The 23,503-nt window shown below is 74.6% G+C and carries 24 protein-coding genes; 9 read left to right on the top strand and 15 right to left on the bottom strand.

Annotation, left to right across the window (positions count from 1 at the left end):
• Window positions 1-6: 6 nt before the first annotated feature.
• Complete coding sequence (locus ACYVOM_RS29060) at window positions 7-807, top strand: FadR/GntR family transcriptional regulator (protein ID WP_460306720.1); 801 nt, start codon at window positions 7-9, stop codon at window positions 805-807.
• A 68-nt stretch (window positions 808-875) separates the two neighbouring features.
• Here ACYVOM_RS29060 and ACYVOM_RS29055 read toward each other — a convergent pair whose 3' ends face one another.
• The 10 genes from ACYVOM_RS29055 to ACYVOM_RS29010 all read right to left on the bottom strand — a co-directional run bounded on the left by ACYVOM_RS29055 (window position 876) and on the right by ACYVOM_RS29010 (window position 11,426).
• Window positions 876-1,391: a hypothetical protein gene (locus ACYVOM_RS29055; protein ID WP_460306719.1), complete on the bottom strand. Its 516-nt coding sequence runs from the start codon at window positions 1,389-1,391 to the stop codon at window positions 876-878.
• Window positions 1,392-1,568: 177 nt separating this feature from the next.
• A complete protein-coding gene (locus ACYVOM_RS29050; protein WP_460306718.1) occupies window positions 1,569-3,104 on the bottom strand; it encodes a class I adenylate-forming enzyme family protein in 1,536 nt (511 codons plus the stop codon).
• A complete protein-coding gene (locus ACYVOM_RS29045) occupies window positions 3,094-4,668 on the bottom strand; it encodes a class I adenylate-forming enzyme family protein (RefSeq protein WP_460306717.1) in 1,575 nt (524 codons plus the stop codon). The genes ACYVOM_RS29050 and ACYVOM_RS29045 overlap by 11 nt, the downstream gene beginning before the upstream one ends.
• A gap of 5 nt (window positions 4,669-4,673) precedes the next feature.
• Complete coding sequence (locus ACYVOM_RS29040) at window positions 4,674-5,300, bottom strand: hypothetical protein (RefSeq protein WP_460306716.1); 627 nt, start codon at window positions 5,298-5,300, stop codon at window positions 4,674-4,676.
• A 53-nt stretch (window positions 5,301-5,353) separates the two neighbouring features.
• The gene (locus ACYVOM_RS29035) at window positions 5,354-6,541 is read right to left on the bottom strand and encodes an acyl-CoA dehydrogenase family protein (RefSeq protein WP_460306715.1); all 1,188 of its coding nucleotides are present in this window, start codon (window positions 6,539-6,541) and stop codon (window positions 5,354-5,356) included.
• Window positions 6,538-8,085 carry a class I adenylate-forming enzyme family protein gene (locus tag ACYVOM_RS29030; RefSeq protein WP_460306714.1) on the bottom strand — a complete coding sequence of 516 codons (1,548 nt, stop codon included), beginning with the start codon at window positions 8,083-8,085 and terminating at the stop codon, window positions 6,538-6,540. Before ACYVOM_RS29030 ends, ACYVOM_RS29035 begins: the two co-directional genes overlap by 4 nt.
• Entirely contained in the window at window positions 8,082-8,888 is an 807-nt protein-coding gene (locus ACYVOM_RS29025; RefSeq protein WP_460306713.1) for an enoyl-CoA hydratase/isomerase family protein, read from the bottom strand. Before ACYVOM_RS29025 ends, ACYVOM_RS29030 begins: the two co-directional genes overlap by 4 nt.
• Complete coding sequence (locus tag ACYVOM_RS29020; protein ID WP_460306712.1) at window positions 8,873-9,679, bottom strand: enoyl-CoA hydratase/isomerase family protein; 807 nt, start codon at window positions 9,677-9,679, stop codon at window positions 8,873-8,875. The genes ACYVOM_RS29025 and ACYVOM_RS29020 overlap by 16 nt, the downstream gene beginning before the upstream one ends.
• Window positions 9,680-9,696: 17 nt before the next feature.
• Window positions 9,697-10,482, bottom strand: a complete 786-nt coding sequence (locus ACYVOM_RS29015; protein ID WP_460306711.1) for an enoyl-CoA hydratase/isomerase family protein — start codon at window positions 10,480-10,482, stop codon at window positions 9,697-9,699.
• Window positions 10,479-11,426, bottom strand: a complete 948-nt coding sequence (locus tag ACYVOM_RS29010; RefSeq protein WP_460306710.1) for an acyl-CoA dehydrogenase family protein — start codon at window positions 11,424-11,426, stop codon at window positions 10,479-10,481. Before ACYVOM_RS29010 ends, ACYVOM_RS29015 begins: the two co-directional genes overlap by 4 nt.
• A 63-nt stretch (window positions 11,427-11,489) precedes the next feature.
• Here ACYVOM_RS29010 and ACYVOM_RS29005 point away from each other — a divergent pair, with 63 nt between their 5' ends.
• From ACYVOM_RS29005 to ACYVOM_RS28995, 3 genes are all read left to right on the top strand, one after another.
• Complete coding sequence (locus tag ACYVOM_RS29005; RefSeq protein ID WP_460306709.1) at window positions 11,490-12,290, top strand: SDR family NAD(P)-dependent oxidoreductase; 801 nt, start codon at window positions 11,490-11,492, stop codon at window positions 12,288-12,290.
• A gap of 44 nt (window positions 12,291-12,334) precedes the next feature.
• On the top strand, window positions 12,335-13,228 hold the full coding sequence (locus tag ACYVOM_RS29000) for an LLM class flavin-dependent oxidoreductase (protein ID WP_460306708.1): 894 nt from the start codon (window positions 12,335-12,337) through the stop codon (window positions 13,226-13,228).
• A gap of 134 nt (window positions 13,229-13,362) precedes the next feature.
• Window positions 13,363-14,331, top strand: a complete 969-nt coding sequence (locus ACYVOM_RS28995; protein ID WP_460306707.1) for a patatin-like phospholipase family protein — start codon at window positions 13,363-13,365, stop codon at window positions 14,329-14,331.
• 27 nt (window positions 14,332-14,358) lie between these two features.
• Here the strand turns inward: ACYVOM_RS28995 and ACYVOM_RS28990 are convergent, their stop codons facing one another.
• From ACYVOM_RS28990 to ACYVOM_RS28980, 3 genes are all read right to left on the bottom strand, one after another.
• Window positions 14,359-16,074: a serine/threonine-protein kinase gene (locus ACYVOM_RS28990; RefSeq protein WP_460306706.1), complete on the bottom strand. Its 1,716-nt coding sequence runs from the start codon at window positions 16,072-16,074 to the stop codon at window positions 14,359-14,361.
• 68 nt (window positions 16,075-16,142) lie between these two features.
• The gene (locus tag ACYVOM_RS28985) at window positions 16,143-17,639 is read right to left on the bottom strand and encodes an MFS transporter (RefSeq protein WP_460306705.1); all 1,497 of its coding nucleotides are present in this window, start codon (window positions 17,637-17,639) and stop codon (window positions 16,143-16,145) included.
• Window positions 17,636-18,223: a TetR/AcrR family transcriptional regulator gene (locus ACYVOM_RS28980; RefSeq protein WP_460306704.1), complete on the bottom strand. Its 588-nt coding sequence runs from the start codon at window positions 18,221-18,223 to the stop codon at window positions 17,636-17,638. Before ACYVOM_RS28980 ends, ACYVOM_RS28985 begins: the two co-directional genes overlap by 4 nt.
• 108 nt (window positions 18,224-18,331) lie before the next feature.
• Between ACYVOM_RS28980 and ACYVOM_RS28975 the strand changes: the two genes are divergently transcribed.
• The 5 genes from ACYVOM_RS28975 (at window position 18,332) to ACYVOM_RS28955 (ending at window position 21,476) form a co-directional block, all read left to right on the top strand.
• On the top strand, window positions 18,332-18,715 hold the full coding sequence (locus tag ACYVOM_RS28975; RefSeq protein ID WP_460306703.1) for a ribosomal maturation YjgA family protein: 384 nt from the start codon (window positions 18,332-18,334) through the stop codon (window positions 18,713-18,715).
• A 53-nt stretch (window positions 18,716-18,768) separates the two neighbouring features.
• Window positions 18,769-19,341 carry a biotin transporter BioY gene (locus tag ACYVOM_RS28970; protein ID WP_460306702.1) on the top strand — a complete coding sequence of 191 codons (573 nt, stop codon included), beginning with the start codon at window positions 18,769-18,771 and terminating at the stop codon, window positions 19,339-19,341.
• A gap of 4 nt (window positions 19,342-19,345) precedes the next feature.
• Window positions 19,346-20,020 (top strand): energy-coupling factor ABC transporter ATP-binding protein, encoded by a 675-nt coding sequence (locus ACYVOM_RS28965; protein WP_460306701.1) that lies wholly within the window; start codon window positions 19,346-19,348, stop codon window positions 20,018-20,020.
• A complete protein-coding gene (locus ACYVOM_RS28960) occupies window positions 20,017-20,616 on the top strand; it encodes a CbiQ family ECF transporter T component (RefSeq protein WP_460306700.1) in 600 nt (199 codons plus the stop codon). The genes ACYVOM_RS28965 and ACYVOM_RS28960 overlap by 4 nt, the downstream gene beginning before the upstream one ends.
• A 101-nt stretch (window positions 20,617-20,717) precedes the next feature.
• Entirely contained in the window at window positions 20,718-21,476 is a 759-nt protein-coding gene (locus ACYVOM_RS28955; RefSeq protein WP_460306699.1) for a sporulation protein, read from the top strand.
• 40 nt (window positions 21,477-21,516) lie between these two features.
• Here the strand turns inward: ACYVOM_RS28955 and ACYVOM_RS28950 are convergent, their stop codons facing one another.
• On the bottom strand, window positions 21,517-22,464 hold the full coding sequence (locus ACYVOM_RS28950) for a nitrilase-related carbon-nitrogen hydrolase (protein WP_460306698.1): 948 nt from the start codon (window positions 22,462-22,464) through the stop codon (window positions 21,517-21,519).
• On the bottom strand, window positions 22,455-23,492 hold the full coding sequence (locus ACYVOM_RS28945; RefSeq protein WP_460306697.1) for an agmatine deiminase family protein: 1,038 nt from the start codon (window positions 23,490-23,492) through the stop codon (window positions 22,455-22,457). Before ACYVOM_RS28945 ends, ACYVOM_RS28950 begins: the two co-directional genes overlap by 10 nt.
• Window positions 23,493-23,503: the final 11 nt, after the last annotated feature.

The raw sequence follows: 23,503 nt of genomic DNA, 5'->3' as shown, positions 1-23,503 counted from the left end.
GGGGCGTTGCGGGCACCTCTGCTGGCGGAGCTCGTCGCGGACCGGCTGCGGGAGCGGATCCTGTCCGGGGAGCTGCGGGAGGGCGACGTGCTGCCTCCGCAGGAGCAGCTGATGACGGAGCTCGGGGTGAGCTTCGGCGTGCTGCGCGAGGCGCTGCGGCTGCTGGAGCGGGACGGGCTGCTGGAGGTCCGGCGCGGCAACGTCGGCGGGGCCGTGGTCCGCTCCCCCACGGTCGACCGGACGGCGCAGGCGATCGGGATGCTCCTGCAGTCGCGCCGGACGACGGCCGCCGACGTCAGCACCGCGCTGACCAGGCTTGAGCCGATCTGTGCCGGGATGTGCGCCGCGCGCCCGGACCGGGCCGAGACCGTCGTGCCCGCGCTGCGCGCCCTCCTCGACCGCCAGCACGCCGAGATCGACGACCTCGACGCCTACGTCCCCAACGCGCGCCGCTTCCACGAGGCCCTCGTCCGCCTCTGCGGCAGCGACACCATGATCGTCGTCGTCGGCGCCCTGGAGACCCTGTGGTCCGCCCACGAGTCCGCGGTCTGGCACGGCGTCACCACCGCCTCCTCCCCCACCACCGCCTCCTCCCCCACCTCCCCCGAGTCCCGCAGCGACCCCATGTCCGCCGACATCCGCCGCGCCGCCCTCCGCGCCCACGAAAAACTCCTCGCCGCCATCACCTCAGGCGACGAACCCCGAACCCACTCCCTGGCCGCCTCCCACCTCTCCCTGGCCCGCGACAACACCCTCGCCTGGGCCGAGACCACCGCGATCCGAGCCGCCACCCTCACCCCACCCTGACCCCGTCCTTCTCGGTCCGGATCCACGCGGCGATGTTCCGCGCGGAAGATCCCCGTGCGCGCCCCGTTTCAGCCTCGATGGATCCAGAAGCCGGGATCGAAGGGGCCGAACTCGACGGCGTTCTCGTCCAGGGCGTTGGTGACGGCGACGTTCCCGGACGGGAAGGCGAATCCGACCGCGGTCATGCCCTGCGCCATGTCCCGGCCGCCCCATGCGAGAAGGACGGCCTCGGTGAGCGGACTGCCGTACAGCGCGACCATGCGGGGATCCGCGGAGCGCCGCCACTCCAGACGGAAGCCCACCTCGGGGTCCACCTCGACGATGGGCGCGGTGACGTCGATGGTGTCCCAGGTGATCGACAGCTCGTCGAACTTCTGATGGTTGACCTCGACCTGGGTCCCCCCGAAGGAGAAGACGACGGGACAGTCCGCGAACCACGTGTCGTCGTCCAGGTCCCAGACCACCCAGGCCGCGTCGAGGCGGCGGCCCGCGAGCCCGCGCAGGCGGGCCGCGTGCGCTGCGGCGATCGCCCGCGCTCCGGCGATCCATACGGGCCGGTGACCGGGAATCCCGAAGTACGTCATGTTCTCCCTCCCGCAAGCCCGCGCGGGCGTTGACCTCGCTCCGATCCGGCGGTAACCGAACGTCCCGGCGTCGGGTCAGCGGGGCCTGTCGCCGTGTGGACGGCGACCGTGGTCTCACCGGGGACTCGGAATCGGGGGTGCCGGTGATCCTAGAGCTCGCGAACTCCGTGGGCGGACTCAACGCCCGAGAAGTTCCCGCAAGGCGGGGAGGTCGGGCTTGCCGGTGGGGGTGCGGGGGATGTCGGTGCCGGGGGCCAGGAGGTGGAGGACGCGGGGGACCTTGTAGGGGCTGAGGAGGGCTCGGGTGTGCTCGCGGAGTGCGGGTTCGGTGAGGGTGGCGGACGCGGTGGGGATGACGGCTGCGGCCAAGATGGGGCCTGCGGCGCCTGGGAGGGAGGTGACGTGGGCGGAGTGGACGCCGGGGAGGGAGGCGAGGGCCGACTCGACCTCGCTCGGGTAGACGGTGGCGCCGTTGATCTTGATCATGTCGTCGAGGCGGCCGTGGTGCCAGAGGCGGCCGGAGGGGTCGAGGTGGCCCAGGTCGCCGGTGCGGTACCAGCCGTCGGGGGTGAAGACCGACTCGCGGGAGCGGCCGCAGATGCCGCGCATCAGGTGGGGGCCGCGCACGCGGATCTCGCCGTGCTCGCCCACCGGGACGGGTGCGCCCGTCCCGGGGTCGGCGATGCTCACCCCGACGCCTGGGAAGGGGGTGCCGCAGCTCCCCCGGGACGATTCCGGCATGTCCTCGTCGAGCGGATCGCCGCAGTAGGGGCCGAAGGTCTCGGTCATGCCGAACAGGTTGGCGCGGGCGCCCGGGGCGGGCCGCAGGGCGTCGGGCAGCAGCGCGGGGAGGCTCGCGGGCCGCAGCGCCGACAGGTCGGCGCGCCCGGCCGCAGGATGGACGGCGAGGCGGGCGGCCTGGTCGGGCCAGCCCCGGAAGAGGGTGACGCGTTCGCGGACGAGCAGGTCCAGGGTCGTCTCCGGCTCGGGCACTGCCTCCGTCACCAGCGTCGCCCCCGCCGCGAGCACCGTGAGGAGGCCGCCCGCGAACCCGCCCGTCCAGAAGAACGGCATGGGGATGTAGAGCCGGTCGGTCGGGCCTACGCGGCGGATCGGGAGGCTCGCGGTGACGGCCCGCAGGGCGTTGCCGTGCGTGTGGACGACGCCCTTGGGGGCGCCGCGCGATCCCGAGGTGAAGAGGATCGCCAGGTCGTCGGCGGGCTTGACGCGCGCTTCGAGGGCCGCGGCGAGCGGGGAGCGGGCCGGGTCGGCGAGGACGTCGCCGAGCGCCCAGGCGGAGCGCAGCGCGGGCAGGCGCGGCGCGGGGCCGTCGACGGGCAGCAGGTCGGCGAACTCCTCCCGGTAGGCGCGGCCGCGGAAGGCGTCGACGAGGACGAGGCGCTCGACGGCCGCGACGCGCAGCTGGCGTTCCAGTTCGGGGGCGCGCAGCAGGGTGCTCAGCGGGACCAGGACCGCGCCGAGGCGCAGCACGGCGAAGGCGCACACGGCCCAGTCGAGGCCGTTCTGCGCGAGCAGCCCGACCCGCGTGCGCCGGCTCACGCCGCGCGCGGCGAGCGCGGAGGCGACGTCACGGCTCGCCGCGTCGAGACCGCCCCAGGTGAGGCGGGCGTCTGCGGTGACGAGGGCGTCCCGGCCGGGTCCGAGGGCGACGGCGCGGGCGAGTGCGGCGGGGAGGGTCGGTTCAGCGGTCATCGAAGAGCCTCCTCAGCGCGGGCAGGTCGGCCTTGCCGCTGGAGCGCAGCGGTATCCGCGACGCGGGCACCGCGCGGACCGCGCGCGGGATCTTGTAGGCCGACAGGAGCGGGCCGAGCGCCTCGCGCAGCGGCGGCGCGGCCCCTTCCGTGACGAGGACCGCCGCGACGATCTGCCCCCGGTCCGGGTCGGGCAGCCCGAAGACGTGCGAGGGCAGGCCGGTCGCGGTGCGGATCGCGTCCTGGACCTCGGCCGGGGAGACGTTCGCGCCGGCGGTCTTGATGACGTCGTCGTCGCGGCCGAGGAAGTACCAGTGGCCCGCGGAGTCGACGCGGACGAGGTCGCCGGTGCGCAGCCACCCGTCGGCGTCGAACGTCTCGTGCCGCTCCCTGCCGTAGTAGGCCCGCATCAGCGCGGGCCCGCGCAGGCGCAGCTCGCCCGGCTCGCCCGGCGGCGCGTCGCATGCGGCCTCCAATCCGGGCACGGGGCCGCCGAACGAGCCGCGCCGTTCCTCGGGCAGGTCGTCCTCGTGGTCGGCGGCCAGGACGACGCTGCCGCCTTCGGTCATGCCGAGCATGCCCGGCCGCAGCCCGGGATCGGCGGGCCGGACGGCCTCCGGCATGATCGGGTAGAGGTTGCCGCGCCGGATCGAGGCGAGGTCCCGGCCGGGGAAGGTCGGGTCGGCGGCGAGCGGCGCGATGGACGACGCGTACCCGTTGACCATCGTGGGCCGCTCCCGCTCGATGACGTCCAGGACGCGGGCGGGTTCGGCGGCGCGGGAGCAGACGAGGGTCGCGCCGCCGAGGAGCGTGCCGAGCAGGGTGTAGGCGTAGCCGCCGATCCAGAAGAACGGCGAGTTGGAGAAGAGGATCTCGCCGGGCCCGTACCGCCGCATCCGGTTGAGGACGCGCAGGTGGTCCAGGAGCCCGCCGTGCGTGTGGACGACGCCCTTCGGCGCGCTCGTGGACCCGGACGTGTGCACGATGACGAGGTCGTCGGAGGGGTCCACGTCGGCTTCGACCGCCGCGAGGAGGGCGGCGTCGGCGCCTTCGCGGAGCGGCCCGGCGAGCGTCCAGCCGGGATCAGTGCCGTCCGGAAGGCCGCGCTCGTGCTGTCCGGCGAAGAAGACGCGGCGAAGGGTCGGCGCCAAGGGCGAGAGGAGAGGCGGCGGCCGGCAGGGGTCCAGCCCTACGGCCTCGCCAAGGAGGTCGACGAAGGAGGCGGACCGATGGCCCGGGAACGCGAGCAGGTACTCGGCGTCCGCCCGGTCGAGGAGGTCGCGCAGTTCCCCTGCCGTCGACATCGTGCTGAGCGGGACGAGCACCGCGCCGATCCGGGCCGCCGCCAGCGCCGCGACGGCGAAGCCCTTCCCGTTGGGCATGAGCAGCGCGACGTGGGAGCCTCGCCCCGCGCCCGCCGCGACCAGCGCGCCGGCCAGCCGCGTCGAGTGCTCCAGGGCCTCGGCGTAGGTGAGGCGCTCGTCGTCGCAGACGAGCAGGACGGCGTCGCCGCGTTCGGCGGCCTGGCGGTGCAGGACGCCGCCGAGTGTGCGGGGTGCGTCCACCGGGTTCACCTCCGAGGGGAGACGACGGGAAGGGCGGTCCGGTCGGCCGCGACGGCCGTCACGGTCGCCTCGCACAGGGTCCGCCCGGCGGCGGTGAGCGCGAGGTGCGACGTGACGGCTCCGTCGGCGACGGTCCTGGCGAGAGCGAAGTCGAGGTCGACGAGCAGCGGCACGGGCCCGCGGTACCGCAGCTCCATGCCGCGCGTCCTGCCGGTGAGCCCGACCGCGCAGTTGTGGTGCTGCACCACCGAATCCGCGAAGACCCCCAGGAATCCCCCGTGCACGAGTCCGGGCGGCCCCTCGTAGCAGATGGGGAAGTTCACGGTGCCCGTCGCCCGCTCCGCTCCGTGCACCTCGATCTCGTAGCGCGGGAACATCGGGTTGAACTCCCCCACGTCCCGCCCGTGATCCAGGTAGACACGCCCGTCCCCGTCGGCCAGCGCCCCGACCCGAGGCCCCTGCCCCGACGGTGCCCCGAGCCGGAGCCGGGCCTCCCGCAGCGCCCGGATCGCGTCGGCCAGCCCCGGCTCCGCCCGCTCCAGCCCGAGCACCGCCGAGCACAGCTTCCGTGTCTCGCGCGCGAACCGCTCCTGCTCGGGCAGCGCCCTCTCCCCGAACTCCCATGCCGTCACCGCGGGCCCCCCGATCGGGCGGAGCCGGCGCGTCCTTGGAAGGAGGAAGGCATCTAGGGTCCCTTCGGCAGGCCGAGGAGGCGTTCGGCGATGACGTTGCGCTGGATCTGGGAGGTGCCCGCGGCGATGGTGGTGTGCAGGGACCAGAGGTGCTCGTGCACGAGCCGGGCGGTGTCGCGGCCCGCGACGGGGACGCCGCCGAGGGCGGGGCGGCCGGCGATCCGGACGAAGAGGTCGGCGATCTCCTGGGCGAGTTCGCTGTAGCGGAGCTTGACCGCCGAGCCGTAGGCCGAGGGGACGCCTGTGCGGGCCGTCTCGGCGATGGAGAGCTGGGTCATCCGCCAGAGGGCGGTCACCTCGGCGGCCATGGTGCCGACGTCGCGACGCAGGCCCGCGTCGTCCCACGCGACGCCGCCGGGCGTCCTGCGGACCGCGGCGAAGGCCGCGAGTTCCCTGAGCGTCCGGCGGAGTTCCACGATGTGGGAGGCGAACGCGGTCCCGCGTTCGAACCGCAGCGTCACGTTCGTGACCCGCCAGCCGTCGTTCTCGGCCCCGACGAGGTTCGCGACGGGCACCCTGACCTCGTCGAGGAAGATCGCGCAGAAGTGGTCGTCGTCGTCGATGGTGCGCAGGGGGCGGATCTCGACGCCGGGCGAGCGCATGTCGAGGACGAGCCAGCTGATGCCCGCGTGCTTGGGCTCGCGCGGGCCCGTCCGGACGAGGAGTTCGCACAGGTCGGCGACCTGGGCGCGGGTGCTCCAGATCTTCTGCCCGGTGACGACGTAGTGGTCGCCGTCGCGGACGGCGCGGGTCCGCAGGGAGGCGAGGTCGGATCCGGCCTCGGGTTCGGAGAAGCCCTGGCACCACACGTCGTCGCCGCGCAGGATCCGGGGCAGGTGGGCGCGGCGCTGCGCGTCGGTGCCTTCGGCGATGAGGGTGGGCCCGGCGTGCCGGGTCCCGACGAACATGGTGCCGGGCGGCGGTGCGCCGGCGAGCGCGTGTTCTTCGAGGTAGACGAGCTCTTCCCCCGGCGTCGCGCCCCGGCCGCCGTACTCGCGCGGCCAGCCCATCCCGGCGTACCCCGCGTCGTGCAGGCGGCGCTGCCAGGCCGTGTCGTAGGCGCGGCGGGCGGCCCAGTCGTGTTCGGCGGGCGGCGGGCCCTGGGCGGCGACGGCGTCGGCCAGCCACTCGCGCACTTCGACCCGGAAGTCCTCTTCCTCCTTCGAGGTCAGGAAGGTCATAGCGCTCCCCCTTCGTCCAGGAGCGCCCGGGTCGCCGGGAGGTCGACCTTGCGGGACGCGGTACGGGGCAGCGCGGCGACGAACACGACGCGGACGGGCAGTTCGTAGCGGGCCAGGTGGCTCGCCGCGTCGGCGAGCAGGGCGGCGGCGTCGGCCGGGTGGCCCTGGCGCGCCTCCACGACCGCGACGGGCACCTCGCCGAGCCGCGCGTCGGGCACCCCGAGCACCGCGGCGGCCCGGACGGACGGGTGCCGTTCCAGCACCGCGCGGACCTGGTCGGGGTGCACCTTGAACCCGCCCCGGATGATCGTCTGGTCGGCGCGGCCGACGATCCACAGGAAGCCCTCCTCGTCGAGCCGGGCCAGGTCGGTGGTGCGGACCCAGTCGGCGTCGGGCCCGAACTGGGCGGGGCGCACCTCGAGGAGGCCGGTCTCGCCGGGCGGGAGCGCCGTGCCGTCGTCGGCGACGACCCGCAGCCCGCACCCGGCGTGGGCGCGGCCCGCGCTGCCGCGTTTGCGCGCCCCGAACTCGCGGTGGTCGGCGAGGTTCCATCCGGCGACGCCCCCGCCGAACTCCGTCGCCGCGTACGAGGTGAGCACGGGCACCCCGAACCGCTCGGTGAACGCCTCGGCGTCGGCGGGATCGAGCGGCGCCGTGCCCGACATGACGGAATTGAGCGACGCGAGGTCGTCGCGGGTGAGGTCGGAGTCCAGCACCATCCTCAGCGCCGCGGGCACCAGGCTCGCCGTCCGTGGCCGGTGCCTCCGCACCGCCGCCGCCCAGCTCCCCACCTCGAACCTCGGGAGCAGCACGAACGACCTCCCGTCCAGGACGCACTGCACGACCCGGAACAGCCCGCCCAGATGCACCAGCGGCGCGTTGACGATCGCGACGCCGCGCCGCAGCTCCGCCGCCGCGCTCCGGCGCGACTCGTAGTGCTTGGCCCCGGCCATCGTCCGCACCAGCAGCTCCACGCCCAGGTCCACCCGCTTCGGCGGGCCCGTCGTGCCGCTCGTCAGCATCCGCACCGCCACGCCGCGCCGCGCCTCCGCCCCCGGCGCCTCGCCCACCGCTACAAGAACCCCGTGCGGAGCCCCGTCGCCGAAGCGGCCACGAGGAGCGCGGTCGTCCGCGCCTTGGGCGGCCGGGAGGGCACCGCAGTCGAGGTCCAGCGCGACACGGACCGCGTGCGGACGATCCGCTGCGAACCTGTCGAGATCGGCAGCGGTCGCGACGAGGCCCGTCAGCTCCAGGCCGGCGAGGTCGGCCCGGGTGCGCCCGTCGCCGAGGCCCGGGTTGACGGTGACGGCGCAGCCCTCGCCGAGCAGGACGCCCAGCAGCGCGGCCACGTGCCAGGGGGTGTTCCGCAGGACGATGCCGAAGGGCGCGCCAGGCTCCGGCACGGAGGCCGCGACGGTCTCGGCGATTCCCGCGACCTCGCCCCAGGTCCACCAGCGGTCCTCGAACTCGATCGCGGGGGCCGCGGGATCGAGCGCGAGGACCTCCCGGAGGCGGGAGGAGAGCGAGCCCGTCAGGGCGGTCATCGGATCGTCACCGCCGTCGGCGCCGCGTTCTCCCGGTCGACCTCGCGCATGCCGAGGGGGTTGCCGAGCCGGGTGTAGATGAGGTTCTGCTCCATGGCGGCCCGGTAGGGCTTGTCGAGGGATTCCCAGATGGCGCGGACGGTGCCCTGGGTGGCGGCCGACGGCTTGGCGGCGATCGCGCGGGCGAGCTCGTCGGCGCGGGCCCACAGGCGGTCGGCCGGGACGACCTCGGTGACGAGCCCGATGCGCAGGGCCGTCGCCGCCGAGACGCGCTCGTCGTTGCCGCGGAGCGCCATCCGCAGCGTCTCGCCGAGGCCGACGCGGCGCATCAGCCCGACGGGCTCGATCGCCGAGACCATCCCGAACGTGACGTGGGAGTCGAAGAAGGTGGCGTCCTGCGAGCACAGCACGAGGTCGGCCTCATTGACGAAGTAGAACGCGCCGGCCGTGCAGATCCCCTGGACGGCGCAGACCACGGGCTTCCAGAGCTTCTGCCACTTCGGGCTGAGCAGCTCGCCCGGGTCCTCGTGGTTCCACACGTCGTCGGGCTGGCCGTACGGCTCGCGGACGTCGAGGCCCGCGCTGAAGGCCCGGTCGCCCGCCGCGCGCAGCACGACCGCGTTCACCGAGGCGTCGTCCTTGATGCGGCGCCAGGCGTCGGCGACCTCGTGGCACATCTGCCGGTTGAACGCGTTGAGCCGCGCGGGCCGGTTGAGGGTGAGCGTCGCGACACGGCTCTCGGCGTCGCGGTCCAGGAGGATCGTCTCGTATCCGCCCGGCGACGACGTCAACGGCACTGCCACTTCGGCTCCCTCTTCTCCACGAACGCGGCGGGGCCCTCCTGCGCGTCCTCGGTGCGGGTGACGCGCTCGCGGTAGGCCTCGGCGAGCAGTTCCGCCTCGTACAGGGGCAGGCCGAGCCCCTTGCGGACCGCCATGCGGGTGCCGCGCACGGCCAGCGGCGCGTTCCGGTTGACGGTCGCGGCGATCTCCCGCGCCCGCTCCGGCAGCCGTTCGGCGGGCACGAGCTCGCTGACCAGCCCGAGGTCGTAGGCGCGCTGGGCGCCCAGCCGCTCGTGCCGTCCCATCAGCGCCATCCGCAGCGCGACGGCGGGCGGCAGTACGCGGGCGAGCCGCACCGACTCGCGCGCCGACACCAGGCCGATGGACACGTGCGGGTCGAGGAACTCGGCGGTGTCGGCGGCGATGACGATGTCGGCCGTGGTGACGAGGTCGAGCCCTGCCCCGCAGCACAGCCCGTTGATCGCGGCGATGACGGGCTTGGTCATGGTCCGGAACGGCGGGGTGGCCTCCTGCGGGGCGTCCCACTGCTCGTGCGTCGAGAGGTACGGCTCCGCGTAGACGACCTTGCCGCTTCCGGGGATCTCGCTCACGTCGGCCCCGGAGGTGAAGGCCCGCCCGGTGCCGGTGACGACGAGCGTCCAGACGGCCGGGTCGGCTTCGGCGGAAGCGTAGGCGTCCTTGAGTTCGCGGGCCATGAGCGGGCTGATCGCGTTGAGGACGTGCGGCCGGTTGAGGGTGATGGTCGCGACGCGGTCGGCGGCCGCGTAGACGATCGTCTCGTAGGGGCTCATGGTCTCCTCGTCGGGGGTCAGCGGCCGGTGAAGTCGGGCGGGCGGCGCTCCTTGAAGGCCGTGAGCGCCTCTCGGAAGTCGGCGGTCCGGGAGGCGAGTTCGAGGCCGAAGGACTCGTCCACCATCGCGCGCGCGAGGGGCGCTTCGGCAGACCTCAGCATGAGCTGCTTCGTCAGCCCGAGCGTGACGGTCGGGCCCTCTGCGAGGGTGCGGAGCAGGGCGAGCGAGCGGGCTTCCAGGTCCTCCTGCGGCACTGCCTCGTGCACCAGCCCCCAGTCGGCGGCCTTGGCCCCGTCGACCTTCTCGCCGAGCAGCAGCATCCGGCGGGCCCTCGCGACGCCCACGAGCCGCGGCAGCAGCCAGGACGCGCCGGTGTCGGGGGTGAAGCCGCGCCGCACGAAAGGCTCCCAGAACACCGCGTCCTCGGCGGCGACGGCGAAGTCCGCGGCGAGCGCGAGCTGGCAGCCCAGGCCCGCCGCCCAGCCGCGGACCGTCGCGACGACGGGCACCTGCACGCTCAGCACCAGCTCGATCAGCCGGTGGCTCTGCAGCGGGAGGCGGCGGACGAGGCTCGCGGGCCGGGGCCTGCCGCCGCCGTCGTTGGACGACACCCAGTCCGACCCGGCGCAGAAGTGCGGGCCTTCGGCGGTGAGGTGGATCGCGCGGAGGCCGTCGTCGAGTGCGGCGGCCTCGAAGACGGCGATGAGTTCTGCGGTCGCCTCCCGGTCGAGGGCGTTGCGCTTCGCGGGGCGGGCGAGCGTCACCGTCAGCACCCCGCCCGAGGTCTCGTGCCGGACGCTCACGCGGCCCCCTGCGGGCTGAGGAGGCCTTCGGCGAGGTCGAGGGCGTGCCTGCCGGGGTCGCCGAAGGCCGCGACGAGGGTCCTGGCGCGCTTCAGCAGGAGGTGCGGTTCGGTCTCCCAGGTGAAGCCCATGCCGCCGAGCACCTGGACTGCGGTGCGGGCGTTGGCCTCCGCCGCGCGGACGGACAGGAGGTGGGCGGCCGGAAGGTCGGGGGACGGGAGGTCCGGGGACGGGCCGGTCTCGGCCGCCGCGTAGAGGGCGGCGCGGGCGAGGGCCGTCCGGACGTGCGCGTCGGCCAGCAGGTGCTTGACGGCCTGGAAGGAGCCGATGGGGCGGCCGAACTGCTCGCGCCGCCGGGCGTGCTCGACGGCCACGGCGACGGCCCGGTCGGCGATGCCGAGGAGGTAGGCCGCGCTCAGCAGGGTCCCGGTGGCGCGCAGTTCCCCGGCGAGGTCCGCGCCGCCCAGGCGTTCGCCCCCGGCCGGCGGATCGAGCAGGGCCACGGGCGTGGCGGGGTCGAGGCGCCTCGCGAGTTCCGTGTGGCGCACGTCCTCCCGCGCCAGGAGCCGGACGCCGTCGCCGTCGAGGACGAGCAGCAGGTCGGCGGCCGCGAGGTGCTCGACGACGACGGGATCGCCCTCGGGCACGCCGCTCAGGTCCACGCCGGTGACGACCGCCGACCCGTCGCCGAGCGGGGGCCGGACGAGCGCGGCGAGCTGGGTCCACACCAGCGGGCCCGGAGCGAGCGCGCTCCCGAGGTCCTCGAACGCCCGGACCGACGCGGGCCGCCCCAGCCCGAGCCCGCCCGCCGCGACGGGCACGGGGAGCGCGAACAGGCCGAGTCCCGCGAGGTCGCGCAGAAGCGCGCGGGGGCCGGAGGAGTGCCGCGCGAGGAGGTCGCGCAGCGCGGTGCGGAGTTCGGCGTGGTCCTCGTCCTGGGCCATCCCTGAACGCCTTTCTTAGGTAAGATTAGCAATATAGACATCCCTCGGCTCAGGAGTAAACGGGTGGATCTCGGACTCGGCGGCGCTGCGGCGGTCGTCACGGGCGCGAGCAGGGGCATGGGCCGGGCCGTCGCGGAGGTCCTCGCGGCGGAGGGTGCGCGGGTCGCGGTCATGGCGCGCGGCGGCGCGGCGCTGGAGGAGACCGTCGCGGATCTGCGCGCGAAGGGCGCGCCCGAAGCCGTCGGCGTCGTCGCCGACTTCACCGACCCCGCGTCCGTCACGGCCGCGTTCGCCGAGGTGGGCCGCCGCTGGGGCGCGCTCAACGTCCTCGTGCACACCGTCGGCCCCGGCTCCGGCACGTTCGACGCCCTCGACGACGCGGCCTGGGCGGACGCCTTCGACCGGGGCACCCTGTCGGCCGTCAGAGCCGTGCGGGAGGCGCTGCCGCTGCTGCGCGCCGCCGAGTGGGCCCGCGTCTGCACGTTCGGCGCGATGTCGGTGCGCCGCCCGAACGCGCGGACCGTCGCCTACTCCGCCGCCAAGGCCGCGCTCGCGAGCGTCACCAAGAACCTGGCGAAGAGCCTCGGCCCCGAAGGCATCCTCGTCAACTGCGTCTGCCCCGGCACGATCGTCACCGCGAGCTTCACCGAGACCCTCCGGCCGGTCCTGGCCGCCGACGGCCTCGACGCGTCCGATCCCGCCGACGTCATGTCCTGGATCGGCCGGACCTTCCACGAGTCCGCCGCGCTCGGCCGCGCCGGGCTCCCCGAGGAGGTCGCCTCCCTCACCGCCTACCTCGTCTCCCGCCGCAACGGCTACACCACGGGCGCGCTCGTCAACGTCGACGGCGGCTCGGACTTCTGACCGGGGCCCTGGACGGGGACGCGCCCCCGGGCGACCATGGCGCCATGACCCCCGAGTTCCATCTGTACCTTCCGCAACTGCGGATGCCCGTGGCGGACGTCGTCGCGCGGGCGCGCGCCGCCGAGGAGGCGGGCTTCGCCGGGATCGCGTTCATGGACCACCTCGTGCCCCCGATGGCCGACGGGCACGGCATGTGGGAGGCGATGACGCTCGCGTCGTGGGTCCTGGCCCGCACGACGACACTGAAGGCGGGCCATCTCGTCCTGTGCGACGCGTTCCGGCATCCTGCCGTGCTCGCCCGCGAGGCGGTGACCCTCGACCACGCCTCCGGCGGCAGGTTCGAACTCGGCCTCGGCTGGGGCTCGGTCCCCTCGGAACTCGAGGCGTTCGGCGTCGGCTCGGCCTCGGCGCGGCACCGGCTGACCCGGCTCGCGGAATCCCTAGAGATCCTGCGCGGGCTGTGGGCGGGCGAGACCGTCGACCACTACGGCGAGCACTTCACGCTCGTCGGCGCGCGGCAGCTCCCGGTGCCCACCGGCCCGATCCCGCTGACGATCGGCGGCACCGGCCCGCGCACGCTCGCCCTCGTCCGCGCGCACGCCGACTGGTGGAACATCCCCGTCCAGCATCTGGACCGCCTTCCGGCCCTGCGCGACCTGCGGGGCACGGCCCGGATCTCGCTCCAGACGATGACCGCGCTCGTCCCGGCCGACCGCGACAGGGCCGCCGTCACCGAGACGGCCCGGCGGCGCTTCGGCGGCACCGCCATGGGCGACGGCCTCCTCCTCGGAACCGTGCCCGAGCTCACCGACCGCTTCCTGGCCCTGCACGCCGAGGGCGTCGACCGCTTCTACCTGTGGTTCACCGATTTCGCCGCGCCCGCCACCCTCGCCCGCTGCGCCGACCTCATCCGGGCGGTGACCTCCGCCACCCGCTGACGCCCCGCCCGAGGTGGATCAGGTGGCGGACGACACCCGGATTCGGCAGACGGGCCGGGGCGCGGTAGACAAAGAGGTCGAATCGGGCCGACCGGCCCGGCGGAGATCATCGGCATGGACAAGGCAGGCACGGTATGGGGGCGGAACTCGCGGGGCATCCGGTCGTGGAGGCCCTCGCGGCGCGCAGGCGCGCGGGGAGCAGGCCAGGGGCGCGGACCGACGGAATGCGGATCGCCCTGGCCGTCGAGGGCGGCGGCATGCGCGGGACGATCTCCGCCGGAATGGCCCTCGCCCTCGCCGAGGCCGGGCTCACCGACGCGTTCGACGCCGTCTACGGGGCCTCCGCCGGGGCGATCACCGGCGCGTGGCTGCTCAGCGGCACGCCCGAGCAGCTCCGCGGCTGGGCCGAGCCCGAATACGCCAACGCGATGATCCGGTTCGCCAATGTGTGGCGGGGCAGGCCGATCGTCGACGTCCACGACCTCGTGGAACGCCTCTACGTCGAGGTCGCGAACATGAACTTCCCGGCGATCCTCGCCCACCCCGTCAGCTACCACCCGCTCGCGACGGACGTGCTGACCGGCCTGTCCACGGACCTCCACCCGTACCTGCACTCGCCCGCCGACCTCCGCCTCGCCCTGCGTGCCAGCGCCGCGCTCCCCCTCCTCGCGGGCCCGCCCGTCGCCCTCGGCGGCCGGCTCTTCTACGACGCGGGCCTCGCCGAGTCGATCCCCTACCGGACGGCCCTCGCCCAGGGCGCCACCCACGTCCTCGTGCTGCGCTCCCGCGCCGCCGGGGTCCTGTCTGCGGCCCGCGCGACGCCGTCCTTCGGCGACCGCTTCGTCGCGGTGGCCGCGCTGCGCCACTCCACGGCCCTGCGCGACGCCTACTTCGCCCGCCCGACCCGGCTCGCCGAGGACGACAGGGTCCTGGCCGGGCACGACACCGCGACCGCGACCGCCGAAGCCGCCGTACTGTCCCTGCGGCCCGCGCCCGAGGCCCCCGCCGTCGGGCGGCTCACCCGCGACGGGCGCGTCCTGACCGCGGCCCTCGACGCCGGACACGCCGCGGCCCAGCCCCTCCTCGCCGCCTTGGCGGGCTGACGGGACCGGCCACTCGGCGGCGCGGCCTCAGGAGTCGGTGCTGTTGAAGATGATCTTGCCCTTCTTGTCGGCGGCCAGGTATCCGCCGCCGTACTTGTCGGCCATGTAGACGCGGATGGTCGGCTTGTCGTCGTTGAAGGTCCACTCGGCGTCGATGATGAGATACCGGCTGGTCGGCTCGGGGACCTTGAGGTCCTTCTCGGCGGCCTTCAGGAGCGCGGGCAGCTTGTTCCAGGCGAAGCCCTCGAAGTCGACGGAGCCCTCAGGGGACGAGCCCGTGCCCGTCTGAGTGACTGCACCGTCCCGGTACATGTAGGTGTCAGTGGCGTCGCGGCCTTTGACGGGGATGTCCACCATCGCGTAGGTGGGGTAGACGGTCATGCTGGTGAACCGGTTCTCGCCGGTCTTCTTCTTGAACGCGGAGATCACCTCGCGCATCCCGTCCGGCGTCAGGAACGACTCGGCCGTCGGCGCCTCCTCGTCCGTGCCTCCGTCGTCCGCTCCCAGGCCGCCGATGTCGGGGATCTCCAGGCCGCCCCCGCCGTCCGTCGAGTCGGTGACGGTGCCGAACGAGGTCACGAGCGCCTTCGCGCCGATCGTGAGGCCGCCGAGGCCGACGCAGAGCGAGACGGCCGTCGCCACGAGGTTGACCTTGCCGCGCCGGACGCGGCGCGGCGGCTTCGCCGACGGCTCCGTCGTGCCGTGGCCGGGGTGCCCGAACGGGCCGCCCTGCTGGTGGCCCCCGGGGAACGTCTGCGGGTTCGCCGAGTACGGGAACGGAGCCGGCGGCGGCGTGTGCGCAGGCATGCCCGGAACCGGGTAGGTCGGGGGCGCGCCGTGGGCCTGGAAGGCGGCGGGCTGTCCCCCGGACCACTGCGCGGGCGCGGGCGGCGGCGTGGCCGGGCCCCCGGACTGCTCGGCGACGCGGGCGAGGAGGCCGTCGAGCTGCTCGGCGTTCGGGCGGGCCGCAGGATCCGGGACGAGGAGCGCGCCGATCACGTCGGTGAGCGGGCCGGCATGGACGGGGCGAGGGATCTGCGCGGTCATGACGGCCGCGAGCGTCGCGGCGAGGGTGGCGCGGCGTACCGGGTTCTGGCCTTCGACGGCGACGTACAGGAGCATCCCGAGCGACCACAGGTCCGAGGACGGGTCGCCCTCGTGGCCGTGCAGCCGTTCGGGCGCGATGTACTCGGGCGAGCCGACGAGCCCGCCCGTCGCGGTGACCCGGGACGCCTCGTCGAGGACGGCGATGCCGAAGTCGGTCAGGACGGGGTTGCCGTCCTCGCGCATCAGCACGTTCGCGGGCTTGATGTCGCGGTGGCAGATCCCTGCGGTGTGCGCGGCCCGCAGCGCGGCGAGGATGCCGCGACCGACCCGGGCCGCCTCGACGGGCGCCATCGTGCCGCGCGCGAGCGTCTCCTGGAGGGACTCGCCCCGCACAAGTTCCATGACGAGCCACGGGAACGGCATGCCCGGCGCGTCGATGACGTGGTGGATCGTCACCACGTTCGGGTGGTCGATCCGGGCGAGGGCGCGCGCCTCGCGCAGGACCCGTTCGCGGTACATCGCCGCGAGCGCGGGCTCCTCGGGGATCTCCTCGCCGCCGCCCGGCCGCACCTCCTTCAGTGCGACCTCGCGCTGGAGGGCCAGGTCCAGCGCCCGCCAGACCGTTCCCATACCGCCGCTGCCGAGCCGCCCCACCAGCTCGAAGCGCCCGTCGACCACGCTCTGCCCAGATGTCACGGGCACAGCCTAGATCCCCGGGCATTCACGCTCTGCCACATTGCCCGCATACCACCACGTGTCGGGCGTCAGTGCTGGACCTCGGTGAGGTCGAGGCGCGCCGGGGTGAGCCGCCAGACGGCCAGCGCCGCCGCGAACATGACGATCCCGCCGCACAGGCACGCGGTCCCGACGGACGCGGTGAACGCCGTCTGCGCCTGGACGGCCAGGTCGGGCACGCGCAGCGCCCGCGCCGCCTCCAGCGCGCCGCCCAGCGACTCGCGCGCCTCCGGCGCGGCGTCCCCGGGCAGCCCCTGCCGGTACAGCGCCGCGGCGACGCTGCCGAGCACGGCGACGCCGAGCGCACCGCCGACCTCGTACGACGTCTCCTCGATGGCGGCGGCGCTGCCCGCCTTCTCCACGGGCGCGCCCGCCATGATGACGGCGGAGGCGACGGCGAGTGAGGCCATGCCGACGCCGACGAGGGCCGCGCCGGTCGCGACCCACGGGTACGTCAGCGGCACGAACCCGAGCAGGGCCAGGCCCGCGGCGCTGATCGCCAGCCCGCCCGCGAGGACGGCGCGCGCCCCGACGCGCGCGGCGATGGCCGGCGCGAGCGGCGAGAAGACCGCCGAGCCGACGGCGAGCGGCAGCATCGCCAGCCCGGTCTGGAGCGGCGTGTAGCCCTCGACGAGCTGCATCCACTGGACGAGCAGGAGCATCGCCCCCGCGAGCCCGATCGACGTGGTGAGCGCGGCGAGCGTCCCGGAGGTGAAGGCCCCGCCGCGGAACAGCCGCACCTCGAGCAGCGGATCGGGACGGCGCAGGCACCGGCGGACGAACCAGGTGAGGCACCCGACGGCCAGCACCCCGGAGAGCGCGGTCGAAGCCGTCGGCCCGTCGGTGAACAGGTGCTTGATCGCGTAGACGAGGCCGACCATCCCGGCGATCGAGAGCACCGTGCCGAGCGCGTCCCACCGCCCCGGTGACGGGTCCCGCGACTCGGGCAGCAGGACGAGCCCGGCCAGCACCGCGACGACCATGACCGGCACGTTCACCAGGAACGCCGCGTGCCAGCTGAACGCCTCCAGCAGCAGCCCCCCGACGATCGGCCCGAGCGCGCCGCCGACCGCGGCCATGGTGGCCCAGACGCCGAGGGCCCTGGCCCGCTCGGCGGGGTCGGCGAACAGCGTCCGGATCATCGACAGCGTCGACGGCATGATCATCGCCCCGCCGACGCCGAGCAGCGCCCGCACGGCGATCACCTCGGCCGGGCTGTCGGCGAACAGCACCGCGGCCGAGGCCAGCCCGAACACGGTGAACCCGGTGAGCAGCATGCGCCTGCGCCCCCACCGGTCGCCGAGCGAGCTGACCGTGACGAGCAGGCCCGCGACGACGAGGGAGTAGACGTCGACCATCCACAGCAGTTCTAGGGCGCCGGGACGCAGGTCGGCGGCGATCTCGGGCAGCGCGACGTTGAGGATCGTCATGTCCATGACGACCAGCAGCAGGCTGATCGACAGGACGCCCAGCGCGGCCCACCTGCGGGGATGCGAGGTCTGGGGCGGGGCGGCGGGCGGGCTCACGGTGTCTCCTTCACGTTCTCAAGGCCGGACATGCCTTCGAAGAAGGTGTCCAGCAGCAGCCGGGGCACGTCGCGCCGGGCGACGTCGCCGGCCCGCAGGCTGTCGCGGACCGCGATGAGCAACCCGTACAGCGCGTTCTCGATCCATCGGGCGGGCAGGTCGGCGCGCAGGACCCCCGCGCGCTGGCAGGCCCCGATGAACGCGACCTCGCGCTCGACGAGGGTCTCGGCGCTGCGGACGAGGGCGGGCTCGACGCCGACGAGGTGCTCGGTGAGCGCGAACCCGTGCGCCTCGGCCGCGGCGACGCTTTCCACGACGAGCAGGCGCAGGGTCGCCGAGAGCCGCTCGCGGTCGGCGGCGCCGGCCAGCGCGGCGTCGAGCCCGCAGACCTCGTGGACCCGCCGCCAGGCCGCGTGGCATCGCCACCCCAGTTCCACGATCAGCTCCTCGCGGGTGGAGAAGTGCCGGTGCAGGGTCCCCCGGCTCACGCCCGCCGCCTGCGCGATCTCCGCCATCGACGCGGCGGGCGACCGGTTCAGGTGATCGACCGCGCGTTCGACGATCTCCTCCCGCCCCACGATCACTAGAACACCCCTGTTCAAACTGAGACATTGATGTCTCAATCCTACCCGCATTCGCACCCGCCCCCGGGGCGAACCCGGGGCGGTCGCGGGGCGTCTGATGCTGGCGTGGTGAGAAGACGGTCGGTCCTGCTCCTCTGCGCGCTGGCGACCCTCGCGGCCGGGCTGGCGGTCCATACGGTGGGCGAGGGCGAGATCGCGGGGTACACCGGCGACGCGCTGTACGCGACGCTGGTCTGCTTCCTCGTCGCGGCAGCCTTCCCCCGGCTCGGGCCGTGGCGGGCCGCGGCGGTGGCGGCCGCGCTGTCCTGGGGCGTGGAGTTCCTCCAGCTGGCCCCCTGGGTCGGGGAGCTCAGCGCGCACAGCACGGCGGCCCGCCTGGTTCTCGGCACGACCTTCAACGCACCGGATCTGGCGCTCTACGTCATCGGCGCGGTCGCCGGCGGCGGCGTCCAGGCCGTCCTGTGGCGGCGGGCTCCGCAGTCCGGCCCCTGACCTGGGGGAGCCGCCCGAAAGATGGTTTGCGGCGGTTGGCTATGGTGTGCGGCGTGTCAGACTCTCGCCCCTCCGCCTCGGCCGACCTCGCCGCGACCGTGGTGTTCGCCGCCTTCATCGCGGTGCTCGGCGTCTTTCCCGGGATCAACGTCGGCGGCTCGGGGGTGCCGATCGTGCTCCAGAACATCGGGCCCGTGCTCGTCGCCTGCCTGCTCGGCGCACGCCGGGGGACCGCGGCCGTCGCGCTCTTCCTCGCGCTGGCCGCACTGGGGCTGCCGCTGCTGTCGGGCGGCCGCGGCGGCGTCGCCCCGTTCGTCGGGCCCAGCGGCGGGTTCCTCTACGGGTATCTGCTGTCCGCGATCGTCGCGGGGCTGATCATCGCGCGCAGCCGCAAGGCGGGCCTGCCGATCCTGCTGGTCGCCGCGGCGGCGGGCGTCGCGTCGTCCTACGTGATCGGCGTGCCGTGGCTCGGCCTGTACACCGGCGACATGGGCGCGGCATTCACCCAGTCCCTGGTCTTCGTGCCCGGTGACGCGATCAAGGTCGTCGGCGCCGCGCTCGTCGCGTCGGTGGTGCACCGCGCGCTCCCCGGACGGCTCGCGCTCAGGCCCGCCGCCAAGCCGTGACGCGATGATCGAGTTCGACGGGGTCGGGCACCGCTACGGGGAGCGGGCGGTGCTCCACGGGGTGGACCTGCGACTGCCCGAGCGGCGCATCGCGTTCGTCGGCGCGAACGGCTCGGGCAAGTCCACCCTCGCCCGGACGATCAACGGCCTGGTCGAGCCCAGCGAGGGCAGGGTGGTCGTCGACGGCCTCGACGTCGCCCGCGACACCCGTGCCGTCCGGCGCAGGGTCGGGTTCGTCTTCGCCAACCCCGACAGCCAGATCGTCATGCCGACCGCCGTCGAGGACGTGGCGTTCTCGCTGCGGCGCAGCGGCCTGTCCAAGGCCGCGCGGGCCGAGCGCGCGGCGGAGGTGCTCACCGCCCACGGGCTCGGCGAGCACCTCGACCATCCCGCGCACCTGCTGTCCGGAGGGCAGAAGCAACTCCTCGCCCTCTGCGCGATGCTCGTCCGCGACCCGGCGGTCCTGGTCTGCGACGAGCCGACGACCCTGCTCGACCTGCGCAACAAGCGCCGCTTCGTGGACCTCCTGCACACCCTTGAGCAGCAGGTCGTCCTGGTCACCCACGACCTCGACCTCCTCGGCGGCTTCGAGCGGGTGATCGTCCTGGACGGCGGCCGGGTCGTCGCCGACGACGCGCCCGCCCCCGCGCTGCGCCGCTACCGCGAGATCATCGGATGAGCGCCACCGGGTACGAGCCGGGCACGAGCCCGGTGCACCGGGTCCCGGCGGGCGCCAAGCTGGTCCTCCTGTTCCTCTTCGCCGCCCTGGTGTTCGCGGTGGGTTCTCCGGCCTGGCTCGGCGGCGTCTGCGCGGCGGTCGCCGCCGGGTACGCGGTCGCCCGGATCCCGGCGCGGCGCTGCCTGCCGCTGGTGCGGTCGCTGGCGCTGGTCGCGGTGTTCGTGTTCGCGGTGCAGGGCTGGCTGCTCGGGCCCGGCGCCGCGCTCGTGGTGTGCCTGCGGCTGGTCGCGGCGCTGGCCGCCGCGCACCTGTTCACGGTGACCACCCGGGTGGACGACCTGGTCGCGGCGGTCGAACGGGCGGCCGGCCCCCTCCGCCGGTTCGGGGTCCGGCCGGAGCGGCTCGGGCTGCTCGTCGGGCTGACGCTCCAGGCCGTCGCCGCGCTCACCAAGATCGCCGGAGAGGTCCGCGAGGCCGCCGTCGCCCGGGACGCGCGCTACTCCCTGACGGCCTTCGTCGCCCCCCTCCTGGTCCGGACGATCCGCCACTCCGACGACCTCGCCGAAGCCCTCGCCGCCCGAGGCGAGCCGGACTAGCCGGATTCCGCGCCGCTTCGCCGACGGTTCACGCCGCCGACGGCCCGGGTTGACCCGCTTTCGGTACGGTGCCCGCTTCGAGGCTTCGGGAGAGGAACACTGTGATCTTCAAAAGGCTGGCGCGGGCACTGGGCGTCGGAGGCCCGACGGTCGAGACCGTGCTGCACGAGACCGACGTGACGCCCGGCGGCGTGCTCCAGGGCGAGGTCCGGATCACCGGCGGCGACCACGACGTCGACGTACGGGCGATCGCGCTCAGCCTGGTCACCCGCGCCGAGGTCGAGTACGAGGACTTCGAAGGCGAGGGAGAAGACGGCGAGTACGCCGGCACCATCGCCTTCCACCGGGTCGCGATCGCCGAGCCGTTCGAGCTGGGCGCCGAGGAGGAGCACGTCTTCGCCTTCGAGATCGAGCTGCCGTGGGAGCTGCCGCTGACCGAGGTCGACGGGAACCCGCTCGCGGGCACGTCCGTCGGCGTCCGGACCGAGCTGGAGATCGCCGGGGCGCTCGACAAGGGCGACCTCGACCCGATCTCGGTCCGCCCCCTGCCGTCGCAGCAGGCCGTCCTCGACGCGTTCGCCGCGCTCGGCTTCTCGCTCAAGGGCGCCGATGTGGAGGCCGCCGAGCTCTTCGACGACCAGGAACTCCCCTTCTACCAGGAGATCGAGTTCCTGACCCCGCCCGAGTACGCGGGCGCCGTCAGCTCCGTCGAGCTGACCTTCGTCGCCACCGCCGGCGACCTGACCGTCGCGATCGGCGGCGGCGACTCCGCGGGCGGCTACCAGATCCCCCACGACGAGGTGGCCGACGAGGACTGGGAGACCACCCTCACCGACTGGCTCGACGGCCACACCGACTGACGGTCTTACGCGGGGGCGAGACGCCGTCCCCGCGCGGCCGTCAGGAGCGCGGGGGCGGGGCGACGGGCTCGGTGAGGGGCGCGTAGAGGTCGGGGCGGCGAGTGGTGAAGAAGGGGAAGAGGGTGAGCCAGTCGCGGCGCTGGTCGAGGTCGAGGGCGGCGACGAGGACGGCGTCGGCGGCGCGGGGCGCTTCGGCGAGGACGCGGCCGTAGGGGTCGGAGATGAACGAGCTGCCGTAGAAGGTGATGAGCCCTTCGGTGCCCCAGCGGTTGGGGACGACCATGAACGTGCCGTTCGCGATGCCGTGGCCGACGATCACCTGCCGCCACAGCGGGGCGGTGTCGAACGCGGGGTGGTCGGGCTCGGAGCCGATCGCGGTCGGGTAGGCGATGACGTCGGCTCCGGCGAGCGCGTACGCGCGGGCCACCTCCGGGAACCACTCGTCCCAGCAGGTGGGCATCCCGATCGCCGCCTTCCCGGCGAGGTCGACCGGGGCGAGCGCCTCGGGGTCGGCGGGGCCGGGCCGGAAGTAGTGGTCCTCGTAGTAGCCGGCGGTCCGCGGGATGTGGGTCTTGCGGCGCCGCCCGGCGAGCGACCCGTCGGGGGCGACGAGGATCGCGGTGTTGAGGCCGAGGCCGTCGCCGCCCGGCGCGCGCTCGTACAGCGAGGCGTGCACGTGCACGCCGTGCTCGGCGGCGGCCCTGGCGGCGAACGCGCGCGTCGGACCGGTCTCCAGGTCCTCGGCGGCGGCCGTCGCGTCGCCGGACGGCCGGGTGTCGGCCGGGTACCGCGAAAGGGTCAGTTCCGGGAGGAAGACGGCCTCCGCACCCGCCGCGGCGGCGGTCGCGATGCCGTCGAGGAGGACCGCGGCGTGCTCGGCGGGGTCGGCGTGCCAGCGCGTCTGGACGAGGCCGACGGTGAGGGAGCCCCGCTCGGGGGGCGCGACCCGGGCCGGGGAACCGGTCGGCGGGGCGGTGATCAGTTCCACGGGGGCGCCTCCTGAAGCGGTTGCTGCTGGGTGATGCAGTGGACGCCGCCGCCGAACCGGAAGATGTCCCGCGCGTCCACGAGGACGACCTCCCGGCCGGGGTGAGCGCGCCGGAGCACGGCGGAGGCTTCGGCGTCGCGCGGGTCGTCGAACGCGCACAGCACGACGACCCCGTTCGCCACGTAGTGGTTGACGTAGGAGTAGTCCACGAGTTCGCCGCCCGCTTCGGTGACGGTCGGCGCGCGCAGTTCCACGACCTCGATCCGCTCTCCTCTGGCGTCGGTCGCCTCCCGCAGGAGTTCGGCGACCTCCCTGCCGACCTCGTGGTCGGGATGGCCGGGGTCGGGCTGGGTGTGCACCACGACGCGGCCGGGGGCGGTGAACGCCGCGACGATGTCGACGTGCCCGCGGGTGCCGAACTCGCCGTAGTCGGCGGTGAGGCCGCGCGGGAGCCAGATCGCCTTGGTGGTGCCGAGCCTTGCGTGGACCTCGGCCTCGACGGCGGCGCGGGTCCAGCCGGGATTGCGGTCGGGGTCGAGCTGGACGGTGTCGGTGAGCAGGACCGTCCCCGCGCCGTCCACGTGGAGGCCGCCGCCCTCCTGGGTCAGCCGCGACGCGACGCGCGGCACCCCGGCGAGTTCGGCGACGCTCCGCGCGAGGAGGCCGTCGCGCTCCCAGGCCGCCCATTCCTGGGCGCCCCAGCCGTTGAACGCCCAGTCCACCGCGTGCAGGCCGCCGCCCGGCGCGCGCACGAACGTCGGTCCGGTGTCGCGCAGCCACGCGTCGTCCAGGGGCACGCGGACGACCTCGACCCGCCGGTCCAGCTCCTCGCACGGGTCGCCGGGGTGCACCAGGACGGTGACGGGCTCGTACCGCGCGACGGTGTTCGCGACCCGTGCCCAGGCCGTCCGTGCGGCGGCGAGTTCCGGTCCGCTCGCGAAAGTGGCGTTCGCCGTGGGGAACGCCATCCACGTGCGGGCGTGCGGCGCCCATTCCGCGGGCATCCCCGCGGGCCCCGGGTCCGTCATGCGCGTCCTCT

The sequence above is a fragment of the Actinocorallia aurea genome (genome assembly GCF_054783995.1).
The sequence above is the reverse complement of the archived record's forward strand: the minus strand, read 5'-3'. Positions and strand labels throughout refer to the sequence as shown.

Excerpts from the sequence above, each read along its gene's own strand:
- ACYVOM_RS29055 (WP_460306719.1), bottom strand. The coding sequence starts at position 1,391 with ATGACGTACTTCGGGATTCCCGGTCACCGGCCCGTATGGATCGCCGGA.
- ACYVOM_RS29050 (WP_460306718.1), bottom strand. The coding sequence starts at position 3,104 with ATGACCGCTGAACCGACCCTCCCCGCCGCACTCGCCCGCGCCGTCGCC.
- ACYVOM_RS29035 (WP_460306715.1), bottom strand. The coding sequence starts at position 6,541 with ATGACCTTCCTGACCTCGAAGGAGGAAGAGGACTTCCGGGTCGAAGTG.
- ACYVOM_RS29030 (WP_460306714.1), bottom strand. The coding sequence starts at position 8,085 with ATGACCGCCCTGACGGGCTCGCTCTCCTCCCGCCTCCGGGAGGTCCTC.
- ACYVOM_RS29020 (WP_460306712.1), bottom strand. The coding sequence starts at position 9,679 with ATGAGCCCCTACGAGACGATCGTCTACGCGGCCGCCGACCGCGTCGCG.
- ACYVOM_RS29010 (WP_460306710.1), bottom strand. The coding sequence starts at position 11,426 with ATGGCCCAGGACGAGGACCACGCCGAACTCCGCACCGCGCTGCGCGAC.
- ACYVOM_RS29000 (WP_460306708.1), top strand. The coding sequence starts at position 12,335 with ATGACCCCCGAGTTCCATCTGTACCTTCCGCAACTGCGGATGCCCGTG.
- ACYVOM_RS28995 (WP_460306707.1), top strand. The coding sequence starts at position 13,363 with ATGGGGGCGGAACTCGCGGGGCATCCGGTCGTGGAGGCCCTCGCGGCG.
- ACYVOM_RS28965 (WP_460306701.1), top strand. The coding sequence starts at position 19,346 with ATGATCGAGTTCGACGGGGTCGGGCACCGCTACGGGGAGCGGGCGGTG.
- ACYVOM_RS28960 (WP_460306700.1), top strand. The coding sequence starts at position 20,017 with ATGAGCGCCACCGGGTACGAGCCGGGCACGAGCCCGGTGCACCGGGTC.
- ACYVOM_RS28945 (WP_460306697.1), bottom strand. The coding sequence starts at position 23,492 with ATGACGGACCCGGGGCCCGCGGGGATGCCCGCGGAATGGGCGCCGCAC.